This window comes from Nocardia cyriacigeorgica NBRC 100375 (genome assembly GCF_000308555.1).
Classification (GTDB): domain Bacteria; phylum Actinomycetota; class Actinomycetes; order Mycobacteriales; family Mycobacteriaceae; genus Nocardia; species Nocardia cyriacigeorgica.
This window is the reverse complement of sequence record NZ_BAFY01000020.1, coordinates 15,866-39,739: the sequence shown is the minus strand read 5'-3', so window position 1 is coordinate 39,739 and position 23,874 is coordinate 15,866. Positions and strand designations below refer to the sequence as shown.

Below are 23,874 nucleotides of genomic sequence, written 5' to 3'. Positions count from 1 at the left end.
CGCCGGTTATCCGGCAGTCAACAGACCCGCGCACGCCAGAAGGAGATCACCGATGACCCTGTCCATCGCCAACGTCACCATCGACTGCCACGATCCCGGCAAGCTGGCCGATTTCTATTCCCGGTTACTCGGCCATCCGGTGGATCCGGACGCGACCGAGTATTACTCGACAGTGGGCCGCAGCTCCGGAATGACGACGCCGCTGATGTTCCTCCGCGTTCCGGACAAAACGCCCGGAAAGAATGTCGTGCACTTGGATCTGGCGACCAGGCAGTGGCGCGAGGAAATCGAACGCGCGGTCTCCCTTGGCGCCCGGCACATCGCCGATTACGACGAGTACGGGATCAAGTGGGCCACCCTCGCCGACCCGGAAGGAAATCTGTTCGATATCGGCGACCACGACTGACCGGAAGATGCCGGCCGGGCGACGACCCGGCCGGCACCCGGCTCAGCCCAGCTCTTTCTTCAGGTTGGCCAGCACCTCGGCCTGGATCTTCTTCAGCCCCAACGGCGCGAAGATGCCCTCGAAGATGCCCTTGATGCCGCCCGCGCCCTGCCAGGTGGTGGACAGGGTGACCTGCGAACCGGCGGCGTCGGGTGTCACCGTCCAGGTGTTGACCATCGACGAGTTGGCGTCGCGCTCGACGACCTCGGACTCCGAGACCGACACCGTGGCACGCACATTGCGCTGCCGGCTCTCGGTCGCCTGCAGGGTCCACTGGGCCACCGTTCCGGCGCCCTGGCCACCCTCGATCACCTGGTAGTCGCGGTAGTGCGAGGTGAGGATGCGCGGGCGCACATCGACGTAGTCCGCGATCGCCGTCAGTGTGCGCTGCGGATCCGCTCCCACCACGATCGAACTGCTGGCACTGACCTGTCCCACGATGAACTCCTTGTCCGGATGCGGTATCTCGACCCCATCCTGCCCTGCCGCCTCCGGCGCCCGCCCGGCGCCCGGTCGGCGACCGCTTTGCCGAATTCCGCTCGCCGCCGGTTCGAACACGGTGCAACATATGCGTGACATTTCATCCGAGTCGGGGACCTCACAGTGGCCGACCATGATCGCGAGTATTAGCGTCGAGGAGTGGCAGTGAGTCTGTTGGGGAAGGCCGGCCACGCTCCGGCCGCATATGAATCCGGGTTCGCAGCGCATCGAGAAGGCGTGCAACGCCTCCTCGCGAGCTATCGCGCCATCCCACGCGATGCCGACGTGCGCCTGGCCAAGAAGACCTCCAACCTGTTCCGGGCCAGAGCGAAGAACACCGCTCCCGGCCTGGACGTCTCCGGGTTGACCAAGGTCATCGCGGTCGATCCGGTCACCAAGACCGCCGATGTCGCGGGCATGACCACCTATGAGGATCTGGTCGCGGCGACCCTGCCGTACGGACTGGCTCCGCTGGTGGTGCCGCAGCTGAAGACCATCACCCTCGGCGGCGCCGTCACCGGGCTCGGTATCGAATCGACCTCGTTCCGCAACGGCCTTCCGCACGAATCGGTGCTGGAAATGGACGTGCTGACCGGCGCGGGCGAGATCATCACCGCCACCCCCGACGGCCCGAACGCCGATCTGTTCCGCGGCTTCCCCAACTCCTACGGCACCCTCGGCTACTCGACCCGGCTGAAGATCGAACTGGAAACCGTGCAGCCGTATGTGGCGCTGCGCCACCTGCGCTTCCACGATGTGCGCGAACTCGAGGCGACCCTGGCCAGGATCGTCGACGAACGCAGCTACGACGGCGAACAGGTCGACTACCTGGACGGCGTGGTCTTCACCGCCGAGGAGAGCTACCTGACCCTCGGCAGGCAGACCGACGAGCCCGGCCCGGTCAGCGACTACACCGGCATGGACATCTACTACCGGTCCATCCAGCACGATTCCGGTGCGCCGAAACGCGACCGGCTCACCATCCACGACTATCTGTGGCGCTGGGACACCGACTGGTTCTGGTGCTCGCGCGCCTTCGGCACGCAGAACCCGAAGATCCGCCGGTTCTGGCCGAAGAAGTACCGGCGCAGCAGCTTCTACTGGAAGTTGGTCGCCCTCGACCGCCGCTACCACATCGGCGACAAGCTCGAGGCGCGCAAGGGCAACCCGCCGCAGGAGCGGGTGGTGCAGGACATCGAGGTGCCGGTGGAGCGCACCGCCGACTTCGTCGAGTGGTTCCTGCGCGAGATTCCGATCGAGCCGATCTGGCTGTGCCCGCTGCGCTTGCGCGAGCCGAGGGTTCCGGGAACAACCGCGCGCCCGTGGCCGCTGTATCCGCTGGAGCCGGACCGCACCTACGTCAATGTCGGGTTCTGGTCGGCGGTACCGACCGTGCCGGGCCAGATCGAGGGTGCGGCCAACCGCGCGATCGAGCAGACCGTCACCGAGTTCGACGGGCACAAATCGCTGTACTCGGATTCGTACTACGACAAGGATGAGTTCGCGGCACTCTACGGCGGCGACGGCTACACCGAACTGAAGAAACGCTACGACCCGGACCAGCGCCTGCTGGATTTGTATTCGAAGGCGGTGCAACGCAAATGACGACGTTCAAGGATCGATCCGATGTTTTCGCGGATCTGGGCACCAAGCTCACGATCGCCGAAATCTTCGAGACCCTGGTCGAGGGCGAGGTCCCCATCCGGTTCACCGCCTACGACGGCAGCGCCACCGGACCGGAGGATTCGCCGTTCGCGCTCAATATCGAGACCCCGCGCGGCATCAACTATCTGGCCACCGCGCCCGGCGATCTCGGCATGGCGCGCGCCTACATTTCCGGTGATATGACGGTCACCGGCGTCCATCCCGGCGATCCGTACGAGATCCTGCGGGCGATGGACAGCCTGAAGTTCCGCCGCCCGTCGGCACTGGCGCTGCTGACCATCGCCCGTTCGCTCGGCTGGGAGCGCTTGCGCCCGGTTCCGCCGCCGCCGCAGGAGACGGTGCCGCGCTGGCGGCGCATCGCCATGGAGGGCCTGCGCCACTCCAAGACCCGCGACGCCGAGGCCATCCACCACCACTACGACGTCTCCAATGCCTTCTACGAGCATGTGCTCGGCCCGTCGATGACCTACACCTGCGCCTGTTACGGCGACGAGAACTGGACGCTGGAACAGGCGCAGGAGAACAAGTACCGGCTGGTCTTCGACAAGCTGCGGCTGAAGGAAGGCGACCGGCTGCTCGATATCGGCTGCGGCTGGGGCGGAATGGTGCGTTATGCCGCCAAGCGCGGCGTCAAGGTGATCGGCGCGACGCTGTCGGCGGAGCAGGCCGAATGGGCGCAGAAGAAGATCGCCGAAGAAGGTCTGTCCGAATTGGCCGAAGTGCGCCATTCCGATTACCGCGACGTCCAGGAAACCGGATTCGACGCGTTGTCCTCGATCGGGCTGACCGAACACATCGGCGTGCACAACTACCCGTATTACTTCGGCTTCATCAAGAGCAAGCTGCGCGACGGCGGGCTGTTCCTGAACCACTGCATCACCCGCCCCGACAACACCCGCACCACCAAGGCCGGCGATTTCATCGACCGCTACGTCTTCCCCGACGGTGAGCTGATCGGTTCGGGCCGGATCATCTCCGAGATCCAGAACATCGGGCTGGAAGTGATGCACGAGGAGAACCTGCGTGAGCATTACGCGCTGACGCTGGCCGAATGGTGCAAGAACCTGGTCGAGAACTGGGACGCCTGCGTCGCCGAAGCCGGTGAGGGCACCGCGAAGGTGTGGGGCCTGTATATGGCGGGCAGCCGGTTGGGCTTCCAGCGCAATGTGGTTCAGCTGCATCAGGTGCTCGGTGTGAAGCTCGGTCCGGACGGCCGCAATCCGCTGCCGCTGCGGCCGTGGTGGCAGCCGTAAAGCCCTGACCGCTCAGGAGAGCAGCTCGTCGACGAACCGGACGGGCAGCTCCGAGGGCAGGTCGTTGCGCAGCACCCGCAGAATCGCGACGACGCCCGGCCCCGCGTCGAGCAGGGGCCGGGTCCAGTCGAGTTCGGCGCAGGTGCTCACCGCGGGCACCAGCTGCGCCGCGGCCTCACCGACCCAGCCGGCCGCGGCCAGGCATTCGGCCAGCAGCAGCGAGGTGTCGAGCTGGGCACGCGGGCGGTGCTGCTCATGGGTGCGCCCGTAGAGCGCCCTGGCCCGGCGCACCGCCCGATCCTGATCTTCGATGCCGCCGCCGGCCAGCAGTTCCCGGATGGCGGCGATTTCCTGCGCCTCTAGCGTCAGGGCCGCGGTGCCGGTGAACCGGTGGCCGGTGCGGGCGGTATCGCGGAACAGGTCGCCGTTCCAGCGCGCGGTCGCCGACAGCGGGCCTGAGGGCTCCGCGGCCGGACCGAGCCGCACCCGTTCCGCGCGGATCTGCGCGGCCAGCCGCGCCAGATTCTGCTCGACGGCGATGCGTTCACCTTCGGCGAGCCGGTCGGCGGCGGTGCGCATATCGCCACGCACCGCCTTCACCCGTGCCCCGATGACGAAGGTGGAGATCAGGAAATCGATCGGGCCGACCCGGGCCACCAGCTGATGGCTCTCGTCCAGCAACCGGTCGGCGGCGTCGAGCTCACCACGCCGGTAGTGCAGCTCGCCGAGCAACGCCGCTGCCACCCGCACCGCATGCGACCGCGGGCCCGAACGTGCCCGCGCGACATCCCAGGCCTGCTGGAAACAGCGGGCCGCGGTGGCGATATCGAGCTGCTCGTAGGCGACCGCACCGCGGCTGCACAACCCGAAGACGCTGCCGAGCGGGTCCTTGGATCGTTCGTGGTACTCGGCGGCCCAATCCTGGATCGCACGGGCACCGTCGAAGTCAAAATCGCACAACCGGACGAATGAGGTCAGGTTCGCCGCGGTCGACACCGTCCAGGCCGGAAGTTCGTCGGGATGTTCCAGACAGTCGGCGATCTGGTCGACCACGCCCTCGGTGTGATCACGGGCGACCTGATCGGCGGCCGCGAGCACCGCGGCCTGACAGCGCTGCCGGATGACGTCGGCGTCACCGGACGGGCCGCGCGAGAGCACATTCGACAGCCGGCCCAGCGCGCTGCGCGCCGCACCGGACTGTTGCAGGTTCACATTGGCCCGCGCCACCGCCATCAGCAGCTTCGACCGGGAAGCCACCTGCTGCACCGGCAGTTTCGAGACCGTGCCGAGCAGGGTGGCCAGCCGCGATCCGTCGATCAGATCCATGCCGCCGCTCTCCAGCAGATCCAGCGCCATCTTCAGATCGGTGGCCGCCACCGCGTGATCGACGGACTTGCGCAGCAATTGATGTTCGGCATACCAGCGGGCCGCCTTCCGATGCAGCGCCTTGAGCTGCGCCGGATCGCTGCGTTCGAGCCGGGCCCGCAGATGTTCGGCGAACAGCGGCTGCACCCGGAACCATTCCGGATCGTATTCGACTCGCCGCACGAACAGTTCGCGCTGTTCGGCCTGTTCGAGCAGGTGCTCGGCCTCCGGATCGTCCGACAGCGCCGCGGCCAGCGAACCGGATACCTTCTCCGCGACCGAGATGGCGGTGAGGAAGTCGACCATGCGCGGTTCGAGCCCGTCGATGACGTTCTCGGCCAGGTATTCGCGGATGCCGTGTCCGCCCTCGGCCAGATGCGCGATCAGCGGTGCCGGATCCGGGTTGCCGCGCAGCGCCAGGCTGATCAGCTGTACGGCGGCGGGCCAGCCGTCGGTGGCGCGGTGCAGCTCGTCGATCTGGGCGTCGTCGAGGTTGAAGCGGTTGCGTTCCACCAGGATCTGCCTGGTTTCCTCGCGGGTCAGTCGCAGCTGCGCCGAGCCGATCTCGACCAGTTCATCGCGCACCCGCATCCGGCTGATCGGCAGCCCGGACTGGTCCCGGCTGGTTACCACGAACCGCAGGTGATGGCAGCCGTTGTCGAGCAGCGAATCCATCACCCGGCGGGTGCCCTTGTCGGTGATCCGGTGCCAGTCGTCGATGACGACAACGACTGTGGCGCCGCCGGCATGCACGTCGTCGATGAGGGTGGAGATGGCGTAGGCGACGGCGTCGGCGGGTTGTTCTTCGAGCACCTGATCCAGGCCGGTGCCGATATCGGGGCGCACCCGGCGGATCGCCTCGATCAGATGGGCGAGGAACCAGATCTCGTTGTCGTCGTCGCTGTCGATGCCGATCCAGGCGACCGCGACGCCGTCGGCGGTCAGCTCGCCGCGCCACTGCGCCGCCAGGGTGCTCTTACCGAACCCCGCGGGGGCGTGGATCACCGCGAGCCTGCGGCGACCACCCGTGCGCAGGATATCCAGCAGCCGGGTGCGCGCGATCGGTTCCCGAGCCGGGGTCGGTGGCCGGAATTTCGTCGCCGCGGTGGGTGGCAGGGTCGCGGTCGGCGACAGGTCGTAGCCGGGGCGCGGGGTGGGCGGGCTCAGGTTCAGCGGCCAGCTACGCCGAGCGGTGACCGCGGTCCGGCCGCCCTGCGCGGGCGCGGCATCGGACTCGTCGCTGGTGTCCAGCAGCGCCATCTCGTCGGGCATCTGCCCGTGCGCGCGCTGGATCGCACGCAGGGTCTCGCCGAACTCGTAGGCCGAGGCGGGGCGGTCGTCCGGGTTCTGCGCCATCGCGTGTTCGATGGCCGCGGCCACGTCGGCGGGGATGTCCTGCTCACGCAGGTCGGGCACGGGCTGGGTGGTGATCCGCAGGAACTGGGCCACCACCTTCTCCCCCGCCTGACGTTCGAACGCGGCGTGCCCGGTGAGCAGCGCGAACAGCGTGGCGCCGAGCCCGTAGACGTCCGAACGGACCGTCGGCTCCTCACCCTTGAGCACCTCCGGCGCGGTGAACGCGGGCGAACCGGTGATCATGCTGCTCGAGGTGCGGAATCCACCGGGCACCCTGGCGATGCCGAAATCGGTGAGCTGCGGTTCGCCGTAGGAGCTGAGCAGCACATTGGCCGGTTTGACGTCGCGGTGCAGGATGCCCGCCCGGTGCGCGCTCTCGATGGCCCCGGCCAGTTTCACCCCGGCGCGCAGGGTGTCCGGCCAAGTGAGCGGGCCGTTGTCGCGGACGACGACTTCCAGCGAACCACGCGTGGCGTACGGCATGACGATGAACGGCCTGCCGGTGGGGGTGACGTCGACCTGGAGGATGTCGACGATATTCGGATGCCCCGACAGCCGGCCCATCGCGTGTTCCTCGCGCAGGAATCGCTCACGGCTTTCGTCGTCGATGTCGGAGGAGAGCACCTTCACCGCGACGACGCGGTCGAGCGCGCGCTGGACACACCGGTAGACGACACCGAAGCCGCCGTGCCCGATCTCGCGCGCACCCGACAGCCCCATGGCCTCGAGCTCGTCCTCGATGGCGATGGGGTTGTTCTCCTGGGTGTCGCGGTCTTCGGGCCGGGTGCCGGTGTCGCCGTTGCCGGAGACGGCCGGCCGAGCGGCGGCGCCGGGGCCGTCGGCTGCCGTGCCGACGCCGGCCGCGGTATCGGATTCGGCCGGCTCCGCATCGGCCTCGGACTCGGGGCCGGGTGATCGCGTATCGAGATCGGGCTGCCAGCGCGCCGTATCGGAGACGACGCTGCCCGACTCGCTCGCGCGGTCCGAACGCGCCCGTGGATCCATCTCACCACCTCGCACTCCCGACGAATCGGCGGCCGACGAGCACATCCTGTTCTCGGGCGGTCGAGCGGATCGCTCGACGGCCGTCGTGCGCTCGGCCTCCGGCCCCGGAGTGGCTCCGGCATCCGAATCCTCTGCGCACCTCCAACGTAGCTCGGTGCGCGACGGTGTGGGTGAGTTTCCCGTCCCGCGTGGCCGGCGATCAGCCGATGCTTCGAAGCACGCCGTTGACACGAGGGAGCCGGGGCCCGCCTATTCGGTCCACTTGGGGTGGCCTGCTCCCGCCAACACAACCCAGACGATGCGTTTCTCCGGTGCCGGGCAGTACCAGATGCGGCCACCAGCCGTCACCTCGTACTGCCACTGATCCAATTCCTCCCCACCGATCTCGCGGGTTGCGAAATCACCCCGCAGCCGGTGTTGCCGCGCAGGATTCTCGGGCATCGTGGGACGCTCGGTGAGCACGACCCACGCCTCCCACGTGTTCGATCGCGCGACCCGGCACAATTCTTCCCACCCTTTGGCAGCTTCTGATGTCGCGAAGCGCGCCTCCCACATTCCCGGCCGAGCCGGTGGCGCCACCCGGTCGCCACGTTTTGCGGGCAACAGTCACTCCCCCATCGGTTCCGGTACGGCGCCGAAATCGTCGTCGATCGGGCCGGAAAGCTGTTCAGCGAGGACCGGATCCGCGTAGATGGCGGCGGTACTGCGCCACTCCTGAACGGTTCGAGACAGGACCGACCACTCACCGAGTTCAGCAGAGGCCTGGAAAGCCCTCGCGAACTCGTTGACGAACGCCGCCTGGGCCGACTCGGGAAGCACATCCACCCACGGGAACTCATCGATCAACGCCCGGGCGGCGACATCTGAGGGAAGGTGGACGAGCACATTCCGCAGCGCCCGAGCCGCCGCGACCGACCCTTCCGACAGCGCATGCGCGCGATCCTCGCGAACCAGGAGCAACGGCACGCCGTCACGACGCCGGACTCGGACATCGCCCTCATCCGCCAGCCGCGCGACCTCCTTCGGGTCGCGCTGTAGCTCGCTCCATTGAACCTCGGTCACCATGCCATAATTCTGAACTTTTTCAGAAGATTTGCCAAGTAGGTGAATCCCCGACGAAACGGCGAAGGCCCGCCACCGCGAAACACGGTGACGGGCCTTGCCTTTCGCGATCAGCGACCGCGACAGATGACTACTTGCGCAGCGAAGCCGGAACCTCGAAACGCGCACCGTAGGTCTTGGCCAGCTCGTCGGCGCGAGCCACGAAGGCCTCCTGGCCGCCCGGGTAGCCGACGATGAACTGGTGCACACCACCGGTCCAGGCCGGGTAGCCGATGCCGAAGATCGAGCCGATGTTGGCGTCGGCGGTCTTCTCCAGCACGCCCTCGTCGAAGCACTTCTGGGTCTCGATCGCCTCGATGAACAGCATGCGGTCGATCAGATCCTGGATCGGCACACCGAAGCCGATGTTCGACTTGTAGTGCTCGGCCAGGCCGGACCACAGACCGATGCGCTTGCCGTTCTCGTCGTAGTCGTAGAAGCCGGCCTTCTCCAGGCGGCCCGGGCGACCCGAGTTCACCATGAACTCGATGACGTCGATGGCCGGGTGACGCTCCTTGCCCATGGTGACCTCACCACGCGCGATGGCCTCTTCGGTCTCCTTGGCGATCTTCAGCATGAGCTTCATGTTCAGCTCATCCGACAGCTGCAGCGGCGCGGCCGGGTAGCCCGCCTGCAGACCGGCCTGCTCGATGGTCGCGGGCGCGATGCCCTCGCCGAGCATGGCGATCGCCTCATTGACGAAGGTGCCGATGACGCGCGAGGTGAAGAAGCCGCGGCTGTCGTTGACGACGATCGGGGTCTTCTTGATCGCGAGGGTGTAGTCGAACACCCGCGCCAGGGCCTCGGGCGAGGTCTTCTCACCCTTGATGATCTCCACCAGCGGCATCTTGTCGACGGGCGAGAAGAAGTGGATGCCGATGAAGTCCTCCTGGCGCTTCACGCCGGTCGCCAGACCGGTGATCGGCAGGGTGGAGGTGTTGGAGCCGAGCAGGGCGTCCGCGTCGACGATGTCCTCGATCTCCTGGAACACCTTGTGCTTGAGCTCGGTGTTCTCGAAGACCGCCTCGATGACGAAGTCCACACCGGCGAAGTCGGCCGCGTCGGCGGTCGGCTTGATCCGGTCCAGCAGCGCCTTGGACTTCTCCTCGGTGGTCTTGCCCCGGGACAGCGCCTTGGCCTCGATCTTCTCCGAGTAGCCCTTGCCGCGCTCGGCGGCCTCGAGGGTGACGTCCTTGAGCACGACCTCGTAGCCGGCCTTGGCCGACACGTAGGCGATACCGGCGCCCATCATGCCCGCGCCGAGCACGCCGACCTTCTTGATCTCACGCTTGGGCACATCGGCCGGACGCGAACCACCGTTGTTGATCGACTGCAGGTCGAAGAAGAACGCCTGGATCATGTTCTTGGCGACCGGGCCGGTCAGCAGGTGCACGAAGTAGCGCGACTCGATCAGCGAGGCGTTGTCGATGTCGACCTGCGAACCCTCGACCGCGGCGGACATGATCGCGCGCGGGGCAGGCATGTTGGCGCCCTTGATCTGCTTGCGCAGGTTGGCCGGGAAGGCCGGCAGGTTCGCCGCGAACGCAGGCGAGGACGGGGTGCCGCCGGGGATCTTGAAGCCCTTCTTGTCCCACGGCTGTACACCGGCGTCGGGGTTGGCCTTGATCCACGCCTTGGCAGCGGGGACCAGTTCCTCGACGGAGCCGACGACCTCGTTGATCAGGCCGATCTCCTTGGCCTTGGCCGGCCGGTACTTCTGGCCCTGCAGCAGCACCTGCATGAGCGCGCCCTGCAGGCCGAGCATGCGCACGGTGCGGATGACGCCGCCGCCGGCAGGCAGCAGGCCGAGGGTGACCTCGGGCAGGCCGAGCTGCACGCCGGGCACGTCCGCCGCGATCCGGTAGTGGGTCGCCAGGGTGATCTCCAGGCCACCGCCGAGGGCGGCGCCGTTGATGGCGGAGACGACCGGCTTGCCGAGGGTCTCCAGGCGACGCAGGGCGCCCTTGATGGTGCCGAGCTCGTCCATGAGGGCCTGGGCGTCGTCCTTGCCCACCTTCATCATGTTCTTCAGGTCGCCGCCGGCGAAGAAGGTCTTCTTACCGGAGGTCAGCACCACACCGGTGATGTTGTCCTTCTCGGCCTCGAGCCGCTCGACCGTCGCGGTCATCGACTTCTTGTACAGCTCGTTCATCGTGTTGGCGCCCTGGTTCGGGTCGTCCATCGTCAGCACGACGATGCCGTCCGAATCCTGCTCCCAACCGATCATGTTGGTCTCGCTCACAGTGTTCGTTCTCCTTGTGAAAGTCTGTATCGGATGGCGGCGCTCCCGGGCCCTCCGTGGTTACGCAGGCTGCCGCCTCCGGGCCCGTCGCTCGCGCCGCGCGGGGAGGTCAGACGCGCTCGATGATGGTGGCCACGCCCATGCCGCCGCCGATGCACAGGGTGATCAGCGCGTAGCGGCCGTTGCGGCGCTCCAGCTCGTCGACCATGGTGCCGGTGATCATCGCGCCGGTGGCACCCAGCGGGTGGCCCATGGCGATCGCGCCACCGTTGACGTTCAGCTTCTCGTCCGGAACCTTCAGGTCCTTCTGGAACTTCAGCACCACCGAGGCGAAGGCCTCGTTGATCTCGACCAGGTCCATGTCGTCGATGGTCAGGCCGGCCTTGGCCAGGGCCTTCTTCGCGGCCGGGGTCGGACCGGTCAGCATGATGGTGGCGTCGGCGCCGCTGGTTGCGGTGGCCACGACGCGGGCGCGCGGGGTCAGGCCCGAGGCCTTGCCCGCCTCTTCGGTGCCGATCAGCAGCAGCGCGGCGCCGTCGACGATGCCGGAGCTGTTACCGCCGTGGTGGACGTGGTTGATCTTCTCCACGAAGTGGAACTTCTGCAGCGCCACCGCGTCGAAGCCGCCCATCTCGCCCAGACCGGCGAACGAGGGGTTCAGCTTGGCGAGGTCTTCCAGGGTGGTGCCGGGACGCATGTGCTCGTCGTTGTCGAGCACGACGAGGCCGTTCTGGTCCTTGACCGGAACGATCGACTTGGCGAAGTAGCCGCCGGAGGTGGCCTTGGCGGCCAGTTCCTGCGAGCGCACCGCGTAGGCGTCGACATCCTCGCGGGAGAAGCCCTCGATGGTGGCGATCAGGTCGGCGGATACGCCCTGCGGGACGAAGTAGGTGTCGTAGGCGGTGGCCGGGTCCATGGCCCAGGCGCCGCCGTCGGAGCCCATCGGCACGCGCGACATGGACTCGACGCCACCGGCGATCACCAGGTCGTCGAAGCCGGAACGCACCTTCTGCGCGGCCAGGTTCACGGCCTCGAGGCCGGAGGCGCAGAAGCGGTTGAGCTGGAAGCCGCCGACGGTGTCGGGCAGGCCCGCGGTGAGCACGGTGGTGCGGGCGATATCGGCGCCCTGGTCACCGACCGGGGAAACGACACCGAGGATCAGATCCGAGATCCGGTCTTCGTCGAGGTTCGGGAAGCGATTGCGCAGCTCCTGAACCAGACCCGTGGTGAGGTCGATCGGCTTGACCGAGTGCAGCGACCCCTTCTTGTTGCGGCCGCGCGGGGTGCGGATGGCCTCGAAAATGTAGGCCTCTGTGGTCATATCGGAGTGTTTCCTTCCTAGGGTTGCGCCCGGACCGCGCTAGGCGGTACCGGCGCGGGTAACCTCGCCGACCGGCCATGAGACCGACCGTGTGTATTCAATTCGCGGTACTCCCGGTGCCAGTCGTGCCACCACGCTCGCACCGCCCATGTTCAATTTGCGCTGCTCACGCAACCGCGGTGGTTACTAGAGCTGCCGCATTCCCAGTCTTCGCCGCCACCGCCTAACGCTGTACAAACGATGACATGGGACTGCCGACGCAAGACAAGGTCGCCCGTACGCCTGGGCATACGATAGAACCTCGCCTCGCGTGAGCTCGCGGCCACCCGCACATACTACCGCCGGATGCGAACTCCGGTTAACTTAACGTCGGGCGGACGATGGTTGTCAACCCTCTGGCCGGGTGCGATGCGCCTCACTCCAGCCGGACCGCGCCCAGCTCGGAGGCGAGCAATTGCAGGGCGACCTCATCCGGGTCCTGCCGGTCCCCCGGTGCCACCGGTCGCGCGGATTCGGCCAGCATCTCCTGCTCTTCCTCCGGTGTCGGCGGCGGGATCGGCGCGCTGCTGTACTCGCCCGGGCCCGGATCGTCGGGCAGATCGGGGTAATCCGGTGGCGGAATGTCGTCATCGGCTATCGGGGCGGCCTTGGCCTGGCTGGGGCGGGAGAAGCGCGGTGGCGTGCTCGCGGAGCGGGCGTTCGCAGGCCTGGCTGCCGTCGGCTCGGGGTGTGCGGGTTCGGCGGGCGAAGGCGCGTCACCCGCTGCGGCGGCCGCGCTCGGCCGGGAGAAGCTTCGCGGGGCGGACGGTTCGGATGCTCCCGGCGCGGGGTCCTCTGCGGCGCCGTCGCCGGATCGCCGCGACCCGGCGCCACCGGATTCCCGGCCACCCCGGCCCCGAGTGCCCGCACCACCGCGCGGCGCGGTCTGCCCTGTCCCCGCCTCGAACCGCACATCGAACTCACGTCCGAGCACCGTGTGCAGCGCCGCCCGCAGCGCATCCACGCTGCGCTGCTCCGACAGCCGCCGCACGAGGGCGTCATGGGGGTGGACGAAGACAGCGGTGTTGCCATCCACGCGGGCCGGTGCGGCAGCGGTCAACATGGCGTGCACCGCGATGGCGATCTTGCGGACCTCGGCCTTGATATCAGCCCATGCGGCTTCGAGTTCGGCCAGCGGGTCGCCGGCGGCAGGCGGGGCGGATGCCGCCTGGGGCGCGGAGTCGACCGGCGGGGTTTCCTGCTCGACGTTTTCGTCGCGGGCGGCCGCGGGCACCGGTTCGGCCGGCGACGCCGCGGCGGTCGAGGGCTCGGTGACCGGATGGGTCGGCGTGCTCATCGGATGCGGTGGCGCATCGCCCCCGATGTGGTCCTCGGCCTGGTGCGCTTCGGGGGTGCTCGCCGCAGGCCGGGACTGTTGGTCGCGGCCGGTGTCGGGCTCGCCCTGCGGCCGGACGCCGGGTTCGCTGCCGGTGCCGCCTGCCGCGACCGAGTCGGGCGGTACCGCTCCGCTGCCGATTCCCGCGTCGTGGTCCGATACGGCTTGCTCGTCGCGCGGCTGCCCCGCGCTTGGTGCGGGCGTCTGGTCAGCGCGCGCTTCGGTGGTCATCGTCTGCGGCTCGGGCGAATGGCCGGCTTCCGGCTGCCCTTCGGATGCGGACTCAGGGCCGGCGGGCGGCTGCGGGCGCACGGCCTGATCGGTAGCCGTGCGCCCCTGCTCAGCGGCAGGCCGCGCGGCTGCCGCCGGCTGGGGCTGCTGGGTGACCGGCCGGTCTGTCGCTTCCGGTTGCCCGGGAGCCGCACCCGGCCGATCGGTTTCACGCTTCGGCGCGCGCGATTCACGCAGGGCGGCAAGGGCTTCGGCGCCGCGGCGGCGGTTGGGGTCGGCGGGAGGCGGAGCCTGCGCGACTGCGGGCGCGGCGGCAGCGCCGGTGCCTGCCGCGGAAGGCACTGCGCCAGCGGCGAACTGGCGTTCCAGATTTTCCAGGCGTTGCAGGGCTGCGGCGTCGGAATCGGTGGCGGCGGGCAGCAGCATGCGCGCGCAGATGACCTCGAGCAGCAGGCGGGGGGCGGTGGCGCCGCGCATTTCGCCGAGGCCGGCGTGCAGGAGTTCGGCGTAGCGGGTCAGGGCGGCGGGGCCGAGGCTCTCGGCCTGGGCGTGCATGCGCTCGAGCTGGTCGCCGGGCGCGGCGACCAGGCCGCGTTCGGCGGCGTCGGGGACCGCGCGCAGCAGGATCAGATCACGCAGGCGCTCGAGCAGGTCGACGGAGAATCGGCGCGGATCGTGCCCGGCCTCCATCACTCGGTCGATGGTGCCGAACAGGGCGGCGCCGTCGGCGGTGGCCAGCGCCGCGACGGCGTCGTCGATCAACGCCACATCGGTGACGCCGAGCAGCGACACCGCCCGCGGGTAGGTGACGCCCTCGGGCCCGGCACCTGCCAGCAACTGGTCGAGCACGCTGAGGCTGTCGCGCGGCGAACCGCCGCCCGCGCGGATCACCAGCGGGTACACCGCCTCCTCGACCGGCACGTTCTCCTGTTCGCAGATGCGGCCGAGCAGCCCGCGCATGGTGGCCGGCGGCAGCAACCGGAACGGGTAGTGGTGGGTGCGCGAACGAATGGTCGGCAGCACCTTGTCCGGTTCGGTGGTGGCGAAGATGAAGATCAGGTGGGCCGGTGGCTCCTCGACGATCTTGAGCAGCGCGTTGAAACCGGCCGTGGTGACCATATGCGCCTCGTCGACGATGAACACCCGGTAGCGCGATTCGGCGGGCGCGTAGAAGGCGCGATCGCGCAGCTCACGGGTGTCGTCGACACCGCCGTGGCTGGCCGCGTCGAGCTCGATGACGTCCAGGTTGCCCGGACCGCCGGGCGCCAGCGCCACACACGACTGGCATACGCCGCACGGGCGCGAGGTCGGGCCTTCGACACAGTTCAGCGACCGCGCCAGGATCCGCGCCGAGGAGGTCTTACCGCAACCGCGTGGCCCGGAGAACAGATAGGCATGACTGATCCGCCCGGTGTCGAGCGCGGTGCTCAGCGGGTCGGTGACGTGCTCCTGACCCACTACCTCAGCGAACGAAGCCGGTCGGTACTTCCGGTACAGAGCCACGGCCAGAGGTTACCGGCGAGCACCGACAGGTGAACACCCGCGCTGGCCGCGCACGCGCCACCGGAATGGCCGCAGGAACGCCGGCAGCGACACCCCGATAACGAAACCGTCACCTCGCGCATACCGGCGCAACCGGCTGGCTAACCTGTTCTCGGCAACTTCGGTAGCCAATCTTCATCAGGTTGGTGACCCCGGTCGGACCACCGGCCGGGGCACAACCGAGCTCGACGAATCCACGCCCCCGCACCCGGAGGAACTTGCCGTGTCGTCGTGTGAAGACATTGCCGCCGCCTGGCTTTCCGGCACCGAATTCGCCGGAAACCACGCCGCCGTGAATCTGCTCAGCCGGGCGATCAGCCCGGACGATTTCGCGGTCGATCGGGAATCGCTGCCGATCAGCGCCGCCGCCGACCCGGTTACCTCGGCCACCATCCTGGAATTGCTCGAACGCGGCCAGGTGCCGACCATGGCCGCCATCCGCACGCTCACCGCACAGAACGAGATGCGCCGCGAAGCCGAGCGGGTGGCCAGGCTCGGCCGGCGCGCGCAGCGCTGGATCGATGATTTCGGCAGGCTGCTCGCCACCGTCGCCGAGGCGCACTGGCTCGCCAACGGCGTCGGCCCGACCCGGCGCGACGCACTCGCCTCCGAACCGGTCGCCCTGCTGATCCAGAGCCGGGTGGGTGAGATCGCGCCGAGTGCCGTCAAGCATCTGTGGCTGATCGAACGCGCGCAGCGGGCCGGCTGGATCGCCTACGACGACGAGCCGGGTTCGCTGTGCGCGGCCCGGCGTTTCCACTCCGAGCAGTACGGCGACCGGGTCTCGGCGCAACCGATCCAGCTGATCGGCGCGACGGTGGCCAGGCATGTCGACCGGGCCGGCGGCCACACCTGGCGTGAACTCGCCGTGCATATGCGCGACCGTTCGGGCGTGCCGATCTTCTTCGACGGCGCCGACGCCCTCGCACAGCAGCGCTGGCTGACCATCGCAGGCTGGATCACGGTGCACGAGGACCGGCCCGCACTCGGTCCACGCGGCAGGCGCGCCCTCGCGCGCAGGCCCCGATAAGAGATCTGCCCCTTCCACCGCGAGGTTAACCGCGTTACGCTAACGCCACTAACTTATCGGAGGGGGCTCCTGTGTTGATCCGAATTGCGCGCCTGACCACACGCTTCCCGCGCATCGTGCTCGCGGTGGCGTTCGCACTCGCCGTGCTCTTCGGCATCGTCGGGGCCACCGCGTCGGCGCATATGAAATCCGGCGGATTCACCACCGACGACGCCGAATCCACCCGCGCCGCCGAACTGCTGTCGGAGAACTTCCCCGGCGCCTCCCCGAATTACGTGCTGCTGGTCAGCTCCGAGGCCGGGTTGCGCGATCCGGCCACCAGCGCCCGCGCCACCGAACTCGTCGACACCCTGCGCGCCCGCGACGACATCAGCGGCATCCAGTCGTTCTGGACCAGCCCGCCGGCCATGGCGGCGGCGCTGGGCAGCACCGACGGCAACAGCGGCCTGATCATCGCCGAGATCGAGGGCGACGAGAACCGGATCCAGCAGGTCGCCGGTGAGCTCACCGAGCAACTCACCGGCACCAGCGATGGCGTGACCGTCCGCCAGGGCGGTATCGCGGCGGTGTATCACGACGTCACCGAGCAGATCACCCATGATCTGGCGGTGGCCGAAGCGGTCGCGGTGCCGTTGTCGCTGATCGTGCTGATCCTGGTGTTCGGCAGCCTGATCGCCGCCTCGCTGCCGGTAATGGTCGGCCTGTTCGCCATCGCCGCGACGCTGGCCATCCTGCGAGTGGTCACGCTGTTCACCGACGTGTCGATCTACGCGCTGAACATGACCACCGCCATGGGCCTGGCGCTGGCCATCGACTACAGCCTGTTCATCGTCAGCCGCTACCGCGAGGAGCTGGCGGCGGGCCTGGATCCGGTGGCGGCCACCACCCGCGCCGTGCAGACCGCCGGGCGCACCGTGCTCTACTCCGCGGTGACGGTCGCGCTGTCGCTGGCGGTGCTGAGCGTGTTCGACCTGTACTTCCTCAAATCGTTCGCCTACGCGGGCGTGGCCGTGGTGCTCGCCGCCGCGGCGGCCGCGCTGTTCGTGCTGCCCGCCGCGCTGGTGCTGATCGGGCATCGGGTCAACGCGCTGGATCTGCGGGCTCCGCTGCGGCGGATGTTCGGCCGCGACCCGCACCCGAGCGGCCCGATGATTCCCGAGCACACCCTCTGGTACCGCACCACCAAACAGGTCATGCGGTTCGCGGTCCCGGTCGCCGTGATGATCATCGCCCTGCTGCTGGCGCTCGGCTCGCCGTTCCTCGGCGTGAAGTTCGGCTACCCGGACGATCGGGTGATGCCCGACAGTGCCAACAGCCGTCAGGTGGGCGACGCACTGCGCGAGGAGTTCCCGCGCGCCGATACCGGGGCCAGCGGCACCATCGTGCTCGACGGCTTCCACGATCAGAACGCCGTCGCCGACTACGCCGCTCGACTGTCCCAGGTCGACGATGTTCCGGCCGTGCTGTCCAGCGCCGGTGTGTACGTCGCGGGCAGGCGGATGGCACCCGGTCAACCCGAGATGGCCAACGACACCGGCACCTACCTGACGGTGGCGACCGACCTGGACCCGTTCTCCCCCGAGGGCTCCGACCAGCTCGAACAGCTGCGTGCCGTGCCCGCGCCCGGACCGACGCTGTTCACCGGTGCGGCAGCGGTCAATGCCGACTCCCTGGACGCGCTCGGCTCCAAACTGCTGTTGGCGGGCCTGCTCATCGCGCTGGCGACCTTCGTGGTGTTGTTCTTGTTCACCGGCAGTGTGGTATTGCCGCTCAAGGCGATCCTGCTGAACACGCTCTCGCTGACGGCGGCGTTCGGCGCCATGGTGTGGATCTTCCAGGAGGGGCACTTCTCCGACCTGATCGGTTTCACGCCCGTCGGGTATCTGGTGCCGACCATGCCGATCCTGATGTTCTGCGTCGCGTTCGGGCTGTCCATGGACTACGAGGTGTTCCTGCTCTCGCGGATCCGTGAGGAATGGGTCGCCAGGCGGGCCGAGCGCAAGGGCAACGAACTCGCGGCCGAGGACAACACCGAGGCCGTCGCCATCGGGGTGGCCCGCACCGGCCGGATCTTCACCGCCGCAGCGGTATTGATGGCCATCGTGATCGGCGCGATGGTCACCTCGAAGGTCTCGTTCATCCAGCTCATGGGCCTCGGCCTGACGCTGACCGTGCTGGCGGACGCCACCATCATCCGCGCGCTGCTCGCACCGGCGCTGATGCGGCTGCTCGGCCCGGCGAACTGGTGGGCGCCGAAACCGCTGGCCCGGCTGCACGCCAAGTTCGGGCTCAGTGAGGAACCCGAACCTGTAGCCCGTGTCCCCGAACCGGCAGGGCATCGATGATCGCTGCCCGCAGACCCCGCTCGCCGCGCGGCACCGGCTCCCAGCTGCGCAGCGAGATCCTCGCCGCCACCGCCGATCTGCTCAACCGCACCGGCAACGCCGACGCCGTCTCGATCCGCGCGGTCGGCAAGCTCGTCGGGGTGAGCGCACCGTCGATCTACCGGCATTTCGCCGATAAAGACGAGCTCATCGACGCGGTGGTGGCGCAGGTCTTCGAGGATCTGGACGCGGCCATGCGGGCCGCCGTCGACGACGACCCCGGCGCGCACGCCATCGTCCGCCTGCATCATCTCGGCATGGCCTACGTGCGCTTCGCTCTCGACCATCCCGAGCAATACCGCCTGGCCACCGCCCCGGCCGAAACCCGCGGCGCCGTCGACCAAGTCCTCACCAGCAGCGCCTTCCAGTACATGGCCGACACCGTCGAGGACGCCATGGCCGACGGCCTGATCGACCCCGGCGACCCCACCCCCATCGTCCTGGAACTGTGGTCGGCCGCCCACGGCATCGCGTCGCTGCTGCTCGCGAAACCCTATCTGCCCTGGGGAGATCCGATGGCCGCCGCCGAACGCGTGCTCGGCGCCGCCTGCGCAGGCCACATCGTCATGAACCTCATCGGCGAGCAGCCGAGCCCGGAGGAGGCGGCGGCGTGGTTCGCGCGGTTGCGGGAGGAGAAGCGGGGCGCCTGAATCCGCTCAGGCCACCGCATCCGAGGGCGCCGCCCAGGTATTGCACATCTGCGCGCGGTTGTTGCGGTACCCGTGTTCGTACCAGGCGCCGTAGTTCTGCTTCGAGCCGTGGTCGCGCATATCGCCGGCCTTGTCTCCGCGGCCGTAGTTGTCCTGCACAACGGCCTCGGCGTCAGCCCCACTGATGGTGCCGACGAACGCCGAGGAGCCGATGAACATGCCGCCGAAGCACTGCGCGTTCAGCTCGAGTCGACGCGAGATCTCCAACCCGACCGGCGACTGGAGCCCCGCGTCGTACCTGTCGTCATGCGCCTTCCCCATGATTCCGGTCAAGAACTCGACGTGGTGTGCGTACTCGTGGGCGAACACCGCGAGGAAGGTCACCGAATCGTAGGGGTCCTCGTAACGCATGAAGGCCTCCATCGGCATATAGATGGCCTTGTTCGCGGAGCAGTAGTAGGCAGCCCAGTTACCGCTCACCCCGCCCGTGCAGGGCGAGGTCGCCTCCGCCATCGTGGCGGTGACGTTGACCGTCGGTGGCGAGAACGGCAGGTTCTCATACGCGAGCAGATTGCTCCACATCCGTCCGAGGCAATCCGAGGCGGCATCGAAGAATGCCTGGGCCGCAGCGAGATTCGGCGCCCAGGTGGGATAACCGCAGGTGATGTTGATCAGCCCGGTATCGGAGTGAGCGAAAATCGGGTTGGTCGCCAGCGCCGCGACGGGCTTCGGACCCGCCGGAGTCGTGCTGGTGGTCGTGCGCCTGGTGGTGGTGCTGTCAGCGGTGGTCGACGGAGGTCGCGACGTGGTGGTCGGACTGGACGAATACGTCGTCGGCGACGGGCTGTAGGTGTAGCTCGGCGTATTCGGCGACGTGTAGGACGTTGTCGAACTGTCCGACGAGCTCGCCGCGAATCCGGCCGCGACGAGCAGGCCGACGACGATGAACACACCGAGGACCGTGAAGACCGCCGCAACTCCGCCACCGCCGGAGCGCGGAGGTGGCAGCGGGCGACCATAGGGCATGGGCGGGCCGTACGGTCGCATACCCGGAGGTGGCCCGTACGGCATCGGCGGAGGTAGGGGCGCGCCATACGGTGGCGGTGCGCCGTACGGCGGAGGTGGTGGGAGCGGTGCACCGTAGCCCGGCGGCGGACCGTACGGGGGCGGTGCGCCGTGCGGCGGACGCGGGCCGTGGGGTGGAGGCGGGACGTTTCCCGGTGGGCGGCCGTGGGGTGGCGGGCCGTAGCCGGGTGGCGGGCCGTATGGCGGTCGCGTCATGTTCTCGTTCCCTCCCCGACCATGTCGGCCGTGCGGACGGCACGAACGGTACGACAGCGGCGGGTGCGCCGCCGTCCGAAACCCGCTGTGCGGCTATCCGAGTGGTCCACCTCGCCGAACCCTCCCCGTACCCGGCCGTGCGGACCGGGCGTGCACCGATTCTGTCATCAACTCACCGCGGACGCCGGAGCGGCGAAGGTATTGCATTGTGACGTGCGGTTTTCGTCGACGCCGATGTTGAACCAGCGGCTGCCGTTGGCGGTGCTGCCGTGATCACGCATGTCCCCGGGCTGGTCGCCGCGGTGTTCGGCGTCTTCGCGGGCCATGCTCATCTGCGCAGACGTCAGCGAGCCGCCCTGCGCGGACGACGACAGGTACATGCCGTCGAAGCAGTTGGCCTGCAATTCGACTCGGCGCGAGAGTTCCAGACCGCGGGCGCTGCGCACACCGGAATCGACGCGTTCGCTGTTGGCGGCGCGCAGGATGCCGGACATGTTCTGGATGTGGTGGCCGTATTCGTGCGCGAACACCGACAGGTATACCACCCAGTTGTCGCCGAACAGGTCGGTCTGCAACTGGCTGATCGGCATATAGATGGATTTGTTGGCCGGGCAGTAGAAGGCGGCGAAGTTGCTGGTGGTGCCGGTGCACGGGGTGGTGATGCCGTCGGTGGTGGCCGAGACGTTCACCGTGGGCGCCTGGAACGGCAGTCCGGTCTTCTCCAGCACCGGTTTCCACGCGGCCTCGAGGCAGTTCTCGGCGCTGTCGAAGAACGCCCGCGCGGTCTCGACCCCGGTACCCCACGGCGCGTAGTCGCAGCTCGCCGGGATCAACGTCCCGGTGGGGTCGGTGACCAGCGGGTTGTCGGCGGTCTTGGCGGGGCCGGTTTCGCCGTTGTCGTAGGTCATCCCGGGGCGCGGGCCGGAGGCGTCCTCCCGGATTCCGGTCTTGACCCCGGCGCGCACCAACCCACCGACGACGACAAGCACCAGCACGACCAGCACCGCGACCACTCGGCCGCCACCACCGGAACGACGCGGGGGCGAACCGGGCGGACGGCCGTAGGGCACCGGCGGCGGCATCGGCCGGGCATAGCCGGGCGGTGGAAACGGCGGGCGCGGACCGTATCCCGGCGGCGGGCCGTAACCGGGCGGAGCGTAGCCGGGCGGGCCGGGCGGCGGTCGGTGACCAGGCGGAGCGTAACCAGGCGCGGGCCGCTGGCCAGGAGGCGGACCGTATCCCGGTCGTGGTCCATAGGGCGGCGGGCGATGCCCGGGTGGGATCGGGCGTCCACCGGGCGGGACCGGCCCATAGCCGTACGGTGGTTGAGTCACTCCCCCGTACCCCCTCGTCCTCATCTTCGCCGACAGCCGCTGACGCAGGATAGCAAGCTGTTTAGAGTAGGCACTCATGCTGACTCTTCGGGGGGGCGCCGTCGGCGCGCTGCTTATCGCCATCGTCGGATTGCTCGCGATGGGAACGCCCGCGACCGCACCGGTAGCCCATGCGCAGGAAGCTGTCGCCGACGGCATCACCATCGTCGCCGACCTCAAACTCAGCCGGGAGGGCGTGCTCGAGGTCAAAGAGCAGATCACCGTCCCCGAGGGCGACAAGTTCACCATGACGGTGCCGCTGCGAGTACCTGCGGGCGAGGGCGCCGAACGGGTCTTCGAGGTCACCGATATCACCGCCGAGGGCGCGGGCACGGCGAAGGTCGAAGGCGACCTGTTCACCGTGCGCGCCGATCCCGGCCAGTCGAGTTTCAGCTACTCGGTGAACAACACCGTCAGCGAGCAGGAGGGCACCCAGCTGTTCCACTGGGTGGGGGTGATGAACGCCGATATCGCCTCCATCACCGCCTCGCTGATCAGCCCGAGCTTCGAAATGGGCATCGTTGATTGCAAACTCGGCCCGCCGAACGCGAGCAAGCCGTGTGCCGACGTGCACATCGAGGCCGACGGCGTGCTCTACCTGGAGCAGACCGACCTCAACAAGGGCGACGCCATCGACCTGACGTTGCAGATCCCGCCGGGCACCGTGCCGGCCAATGCCGAGATCCGCGAAACCGGCTCGACCGCCTTCGATATCACCGCTCCGGTGCTGGCCGCGTTCGGTGTGCTGCTGCTGGCCCTCGCGGCCGCGGCGGCGTATGTGTTCCGCGCGCGACGTCAGCAGGCCGAGGCGGGCACCGGCACCATCGACCCGGTGCTGCGCGAGGACGGCAAGGCGCAGTTCACTTCACCCGACGGCATCCTGCCCGGCGAGGCCGGTGTGCTGCTCGACGAGAGCGCCGACCCGACCGATATCGCCGCCACCGTGGTCGATCTCGCGGTGCGGCGTTACCTGTGGATCGCGCCGATCAGCGATTCGGACTGGCGCATCACCCGGGTGAACCCGGCCGACGATCAGCTGCGGCCGTACGAGCGCGCCGTCTACGAGGCGCTGCTGCCCGGCGGCGCCGAGGCCGTCACCGTGAGCGAATTGCGCGCGCCCGGACGGGTGCAGGCCGGGCCGGTGCGCGAAGCGATGCTGGCCGATGCGGTCGAGCGCGGTGCGCTCATCGACCAGACCCGGCGGAAGCTGCCGATCTGGTTGGGTATCGGTCTGCTCGTGGTCGGTGTAGGCGCGACCATCGGCCTCGCCCTCACCTCCGGCCACGCCCTCGTCGGCGTCGCCATCGCACTCGCCGGTGTGGCCGCGCTGCTGCTGCCCCGTTTCCTGCCCACCCGCACCGCCCACGGCCGCACCCTCACCGGCCAGGTCCGTGCCCTGCAACGCGGCCTCGACGCCCTGCGCCGCGACTCCATTCCCCCCGCCGACCAGGAGCTCGTCTTCTCCCGCGCCCTCCCGTTCACCGTCATCACCGGCCGCGCCGACAACTGGATCCGCACCTTCCGCGACCTCGACCCCAGCGCCGACCGCCGGCCCGGCCTCTACTGGTTCGGCGGCTTCGACCGCGACCGCAACCTCCACCGCTTCGCCGGCCACTTCCCGTACTTCATCACCGCTGTGGAAGGGCTGTTCCCCGCAGGGAACTGACAATCCCCGACCGGAGCCCGGCAGCCCATCCGCTGCCGGGCTCCGCTTCGTTTTCGGGGCCGTACACCACCAAGGGCGCAAACAGCCAACAGCACCGGCCTTGCACCAC

At 68.6% G+C, this 23,874-nt stretch carries 16 protein-coding genes; 7 read left to right on the top strand and 9 right to left on the bottom strand.

Features of this window, described 5'->3' with window-relative positions; genetic code table 11:
- The first annotated feature begins 52 nt into the window (after window positions 1-52).
- Window positions 53-406 (top strand): VOC family protein, encoded by a 354-nt coding sequence (locus RJ05_RS01385; protein WP_036532076.1) that lies wholly within the window; start codon window positions 53-55, stop codon window positions 404-406.
- Between the two features lie 42 nt (window positions 407-448).
- On the opposite strand, the gene RJ05_RS01380 is transcribed toward RJ05_RS01385, so the two are convergent.
- Complete coding sequence (locus RJ05_RS01380; protein WP_036532146.1) at window positions 449-883, bottom strand: SRPBCC family protein; 435 nt, start codon at window positions 881-883, stop codon at window positions 449-451.
- 207 nt (window positions 884-1,090) lie between these two features.
- Between RJ05_RS01380 and RJ05_RS01375 the strand changes: the two genes are divergently transcribed.
- Both RJ05_RS01375 and RJ05_RS01370 read left to right on the top strand, forming a co-directional pair.
- A complete protein-coding gene (locus RJ05_RS01375) occupies window positions 1,091-2,530 on the top strand; it encodes an FAD-binding oxidoreductase (RefSeq protein ID WP_081597112.1) in 1,440 nt (479 codons plus the stop codon).
- Window positions 2,527-3,843, top strand: coding sequence for a class I SAM-dependent methyltransferase (locus tag RJ05_RS01370; protein ID WP_036532072.1), 1,317 nt, complete (start codon window positions 2,527-2,529; stop codon window positions 3,841-3,843). The genes RJ05_RS01375 and RJ05_RS01370 overlap by 4 nt, the downstream gene beginning before the upstream one ends.
- Before the next feature lie 12 nt (window positions 3,844-3,855).
- Here the strand turns inward: RJ05_RS01370 and RJ05_RS01365 are convergent, their stop codons facing one another.
- From RJ05_RS01365 to RJ05_RS01340, 6 genes are all read right to left on the bottom strand, one after another.
- Window positions 3,856-7,569: a serine/threonine-protein kinase gene (locus tag RJ05_RS01365; RefSeq protein ID WP_036532069.1), complete on the bottom strand. Its 3,714-nt coding sequence runs from the start codon at window positions 7,567-7,569 to the stop codon at window positions 3,856-3,858.
- A 249-nt stretch (window positions 7,570-7,818) separates the two neighbouring features.
- Window positions 7,819-8,010: a hypothetical protein gene (locus RJ05_RS32090; protein WP_228784616.1), complete on the bottom strand. Its 192-nt coding sequence runs from the start codon at window positions 8,008-8,010 to the stop codon at window positions 7,819-7,821.
- A 165-nt stretch (window positions 8,011-8,175) separates the two neighbouring features.
- Window positions 8,176-8,799: a hypothetical protein gene (locus RJ05_RS01355; protein ID WP_138445796.1), complete on the bottom strand. Its 624-nt coding sequence runs from the start codon at window positions 8,797-8,799 to the stop codon at window positions 8,176-8,178.
- Complete coding sequence (locus tag RJ05_RS01350) at window positions 8,762-10,912, bottom strand: 3-hydroxyacyl-CoA dehydrogenase NAD-binding domain-containing protein (protein ID WP_036532063.1); 2,151 nt, start codon at window positions 10,910-10,912, stop codon at window positions 8,762-8,764. The genes RJ05_RS01355 and RJ05_RS01350 overlap by 38 nt, the downstream gene beginning before the upstream one ends.
- Before the next feature lie 109 nt (window positions 10,913-11,021).
- Entirely contained in the window at window positions 11,022-12,233 is a 1,212-nt protein-coding gene (locus RJ05_RS01345) for an acetyl-CoA C-acetyltransferase (RefSeq protein ID WP_036532060.1), read from the bottom strand.
- Window positions 12,234-12,648: 415 nt separating this feature from the next.
- Window positions 12,649-15,342 carry a DNA polymerase III subunit gamma and tau gene (locus RJ05_RS01340; RefSeq protein WP_036532058.1) on the bottom strand — a complete coding sequence of 898 codons (2,694 nt, stop codon included), beginning with the start codon at window positions 15,340-15,342 and terminating at the stop codon, window positions 12,649-12,651.
- 262 nt (window positions 15,343-15,604) lie between these two features.
- On the opposite strand from RJ05_RS01340, the gene RJ05_RS01335 reads away from it, so the two are divergent.
- The 3 genes from RJ05_RS01335 to RJ05_RS01325 all read left to right on the top strand — a co-directional run bounded on the left by RJ05_RS01335 (window position 15,605) and on the right by RJ05_RS01325 (window position 19,445).
- Window positions 15,605-16,411, top strand: a complete 807-nt coding sequence (locus tag RJ05_RS01335) for a hypothetical protein (RefSeq protein WP_036532055.1) — start codon at window positions 15,605-15,607, stop codon at window positions 16,409-16,411.
- 71 nt (window positions 16,412-16,482) lie between these two features.
- Window positions 16,483-18,756, top strand: coding sequence for an MMPL family transporter (locus RJ05_RS01330; protein ID WP_036532053.1), 2,274 nt, complete (start codon window positions 16,483-16,485; stop codon window positions 18,754-18,756).
- A complete protein-coding gene (locus RJ05_RS01325) occupies window positions 18,753-19,445 on the top strand; it encodes a TetR/AcrR family transcriptional regulator (protein ID WP_036532049.1) in 693 nt (230 codons plus the stop codon). The genes RJ05_RS01330 and RJ05_RS01325 overlap by 4 nt, the downstream gene beginning before the upstream one ends.
- Before the next feature lie 6 nt (window positions 19,446-19,451).
- Here the strand turns inward: RJ05_RS01325 and RJ05_RS32085 are convergent, their stop codons facing one another.
- Window positions 19,452-20,471 (bottom strand): neutral zinc metallopeptidase, encoded by a 1,020-nt coding sequence (locus RJ05_RS32085; protein WP_228783584.1) that lies wholly within the window; start codon window positions 20,469-20,471, stop codon window positions 19,452-19,454.
- Between the two features lie 422 nt (window positions 20,472-20,893).
- Window positions 20,894-21,808 carry a neutral zinc metallopeptidase gene (locus RJ05_RS01315; protein WP_036532043.1) on the bottom strand — a complete coding sequence of 305 codons (915 nt, stop codon included), beginning with the start codon at window positions 21,806-21,808 and terminating at the stop codon, window positions 20,894-20,896.
- A gap of 328 nt (window positions 21,809-22,136) precedes the next feature.
- Here RJ05_RS01315 and RJ05_RS01310 point away from each other — a divergent pair, with 328 nt between their 5' ends.
- Window positions 22,137-23,765, top strand: a complete 1,629-nt coding sequence (locus RJ05_RS01310) for a DUF2207 family protein (RefSeq protein ID WP_036532041.1) — start codon at window positions 22,137-22,139, stop codon at window positions 23,763-23,765.
- Window positions 23,766-23,874: the final 109 nt, after the last annotated feature.

Excerpts from the sequence above, each read along its gene's own strand:
- RJ05_RS01385 (WP_036532076.1), top strand. The coding sequence starts at position 53 with ATGACCCTGTCCATCGCCAACGTCACCATCGACTGCCACGATCCCGGC.
- RJ05_RS01370 (WP_036532072.1), top strand. The coding sequence starts at position 2,527 with ATGACGACGTTCAAGGATCGATCCGATGTTTTCGCGGATCTGGGCACC.
- RJ05_RS01365 (WP_036532069.1), bottom strand. The coding sequence starts at position 7,569 with ATGGATCCACGGGCGCGTTCGGACCGCGCGAGCGAGTCGGGCAGCGTC.
- RJ05_RS32090 (WP_228784616.1), bottom strand. The coding sequence starts at position 8,010 with ATGCCCGAGAATCCTGCGCGGCAACACCGGCTGCGGGGTGATTTCGCA.
- RJ05_RS01345 (WP_036532060.1), bottom strand. The coding sequence starts at position 12,233 with ATGACCACAGAGGCCTACATTTTCGAGGCCATCCGCACCCCGCGCGGC.
- RJ05_RS01325 (WP_036532049.1), top strand. The coding sequence starts at position 18,753 with ATGATCGCTGCCCGCAGACCCCGCTCGCCGCGCGGCACCGGCTCCCAG.
- RJ05_RS32085 (WP_228783584.1), bottom strand. The coding sequence starts at position 20,471 with ATGCCCTATGGTCGCCCGCTGCCACCTCCGCGCTCCGGCGGTGGCGGA.
- RJ05_RS01315 (WP_036532043.1), bottom strand. The coding sequence starts at position 21,808 with ATGCCGCCGCCGGTGCCCTACGGCCGTCCGCCCGGTTCGCCCCCGCGT.
- RJ05_RS01310 (WP_036532041.1), top strand. The coding sequence starts at position 22,137 with ATGCTGACTCTTCGGGGGGGCGCCGTCGGCGCGCTGCTTATCGCCATC.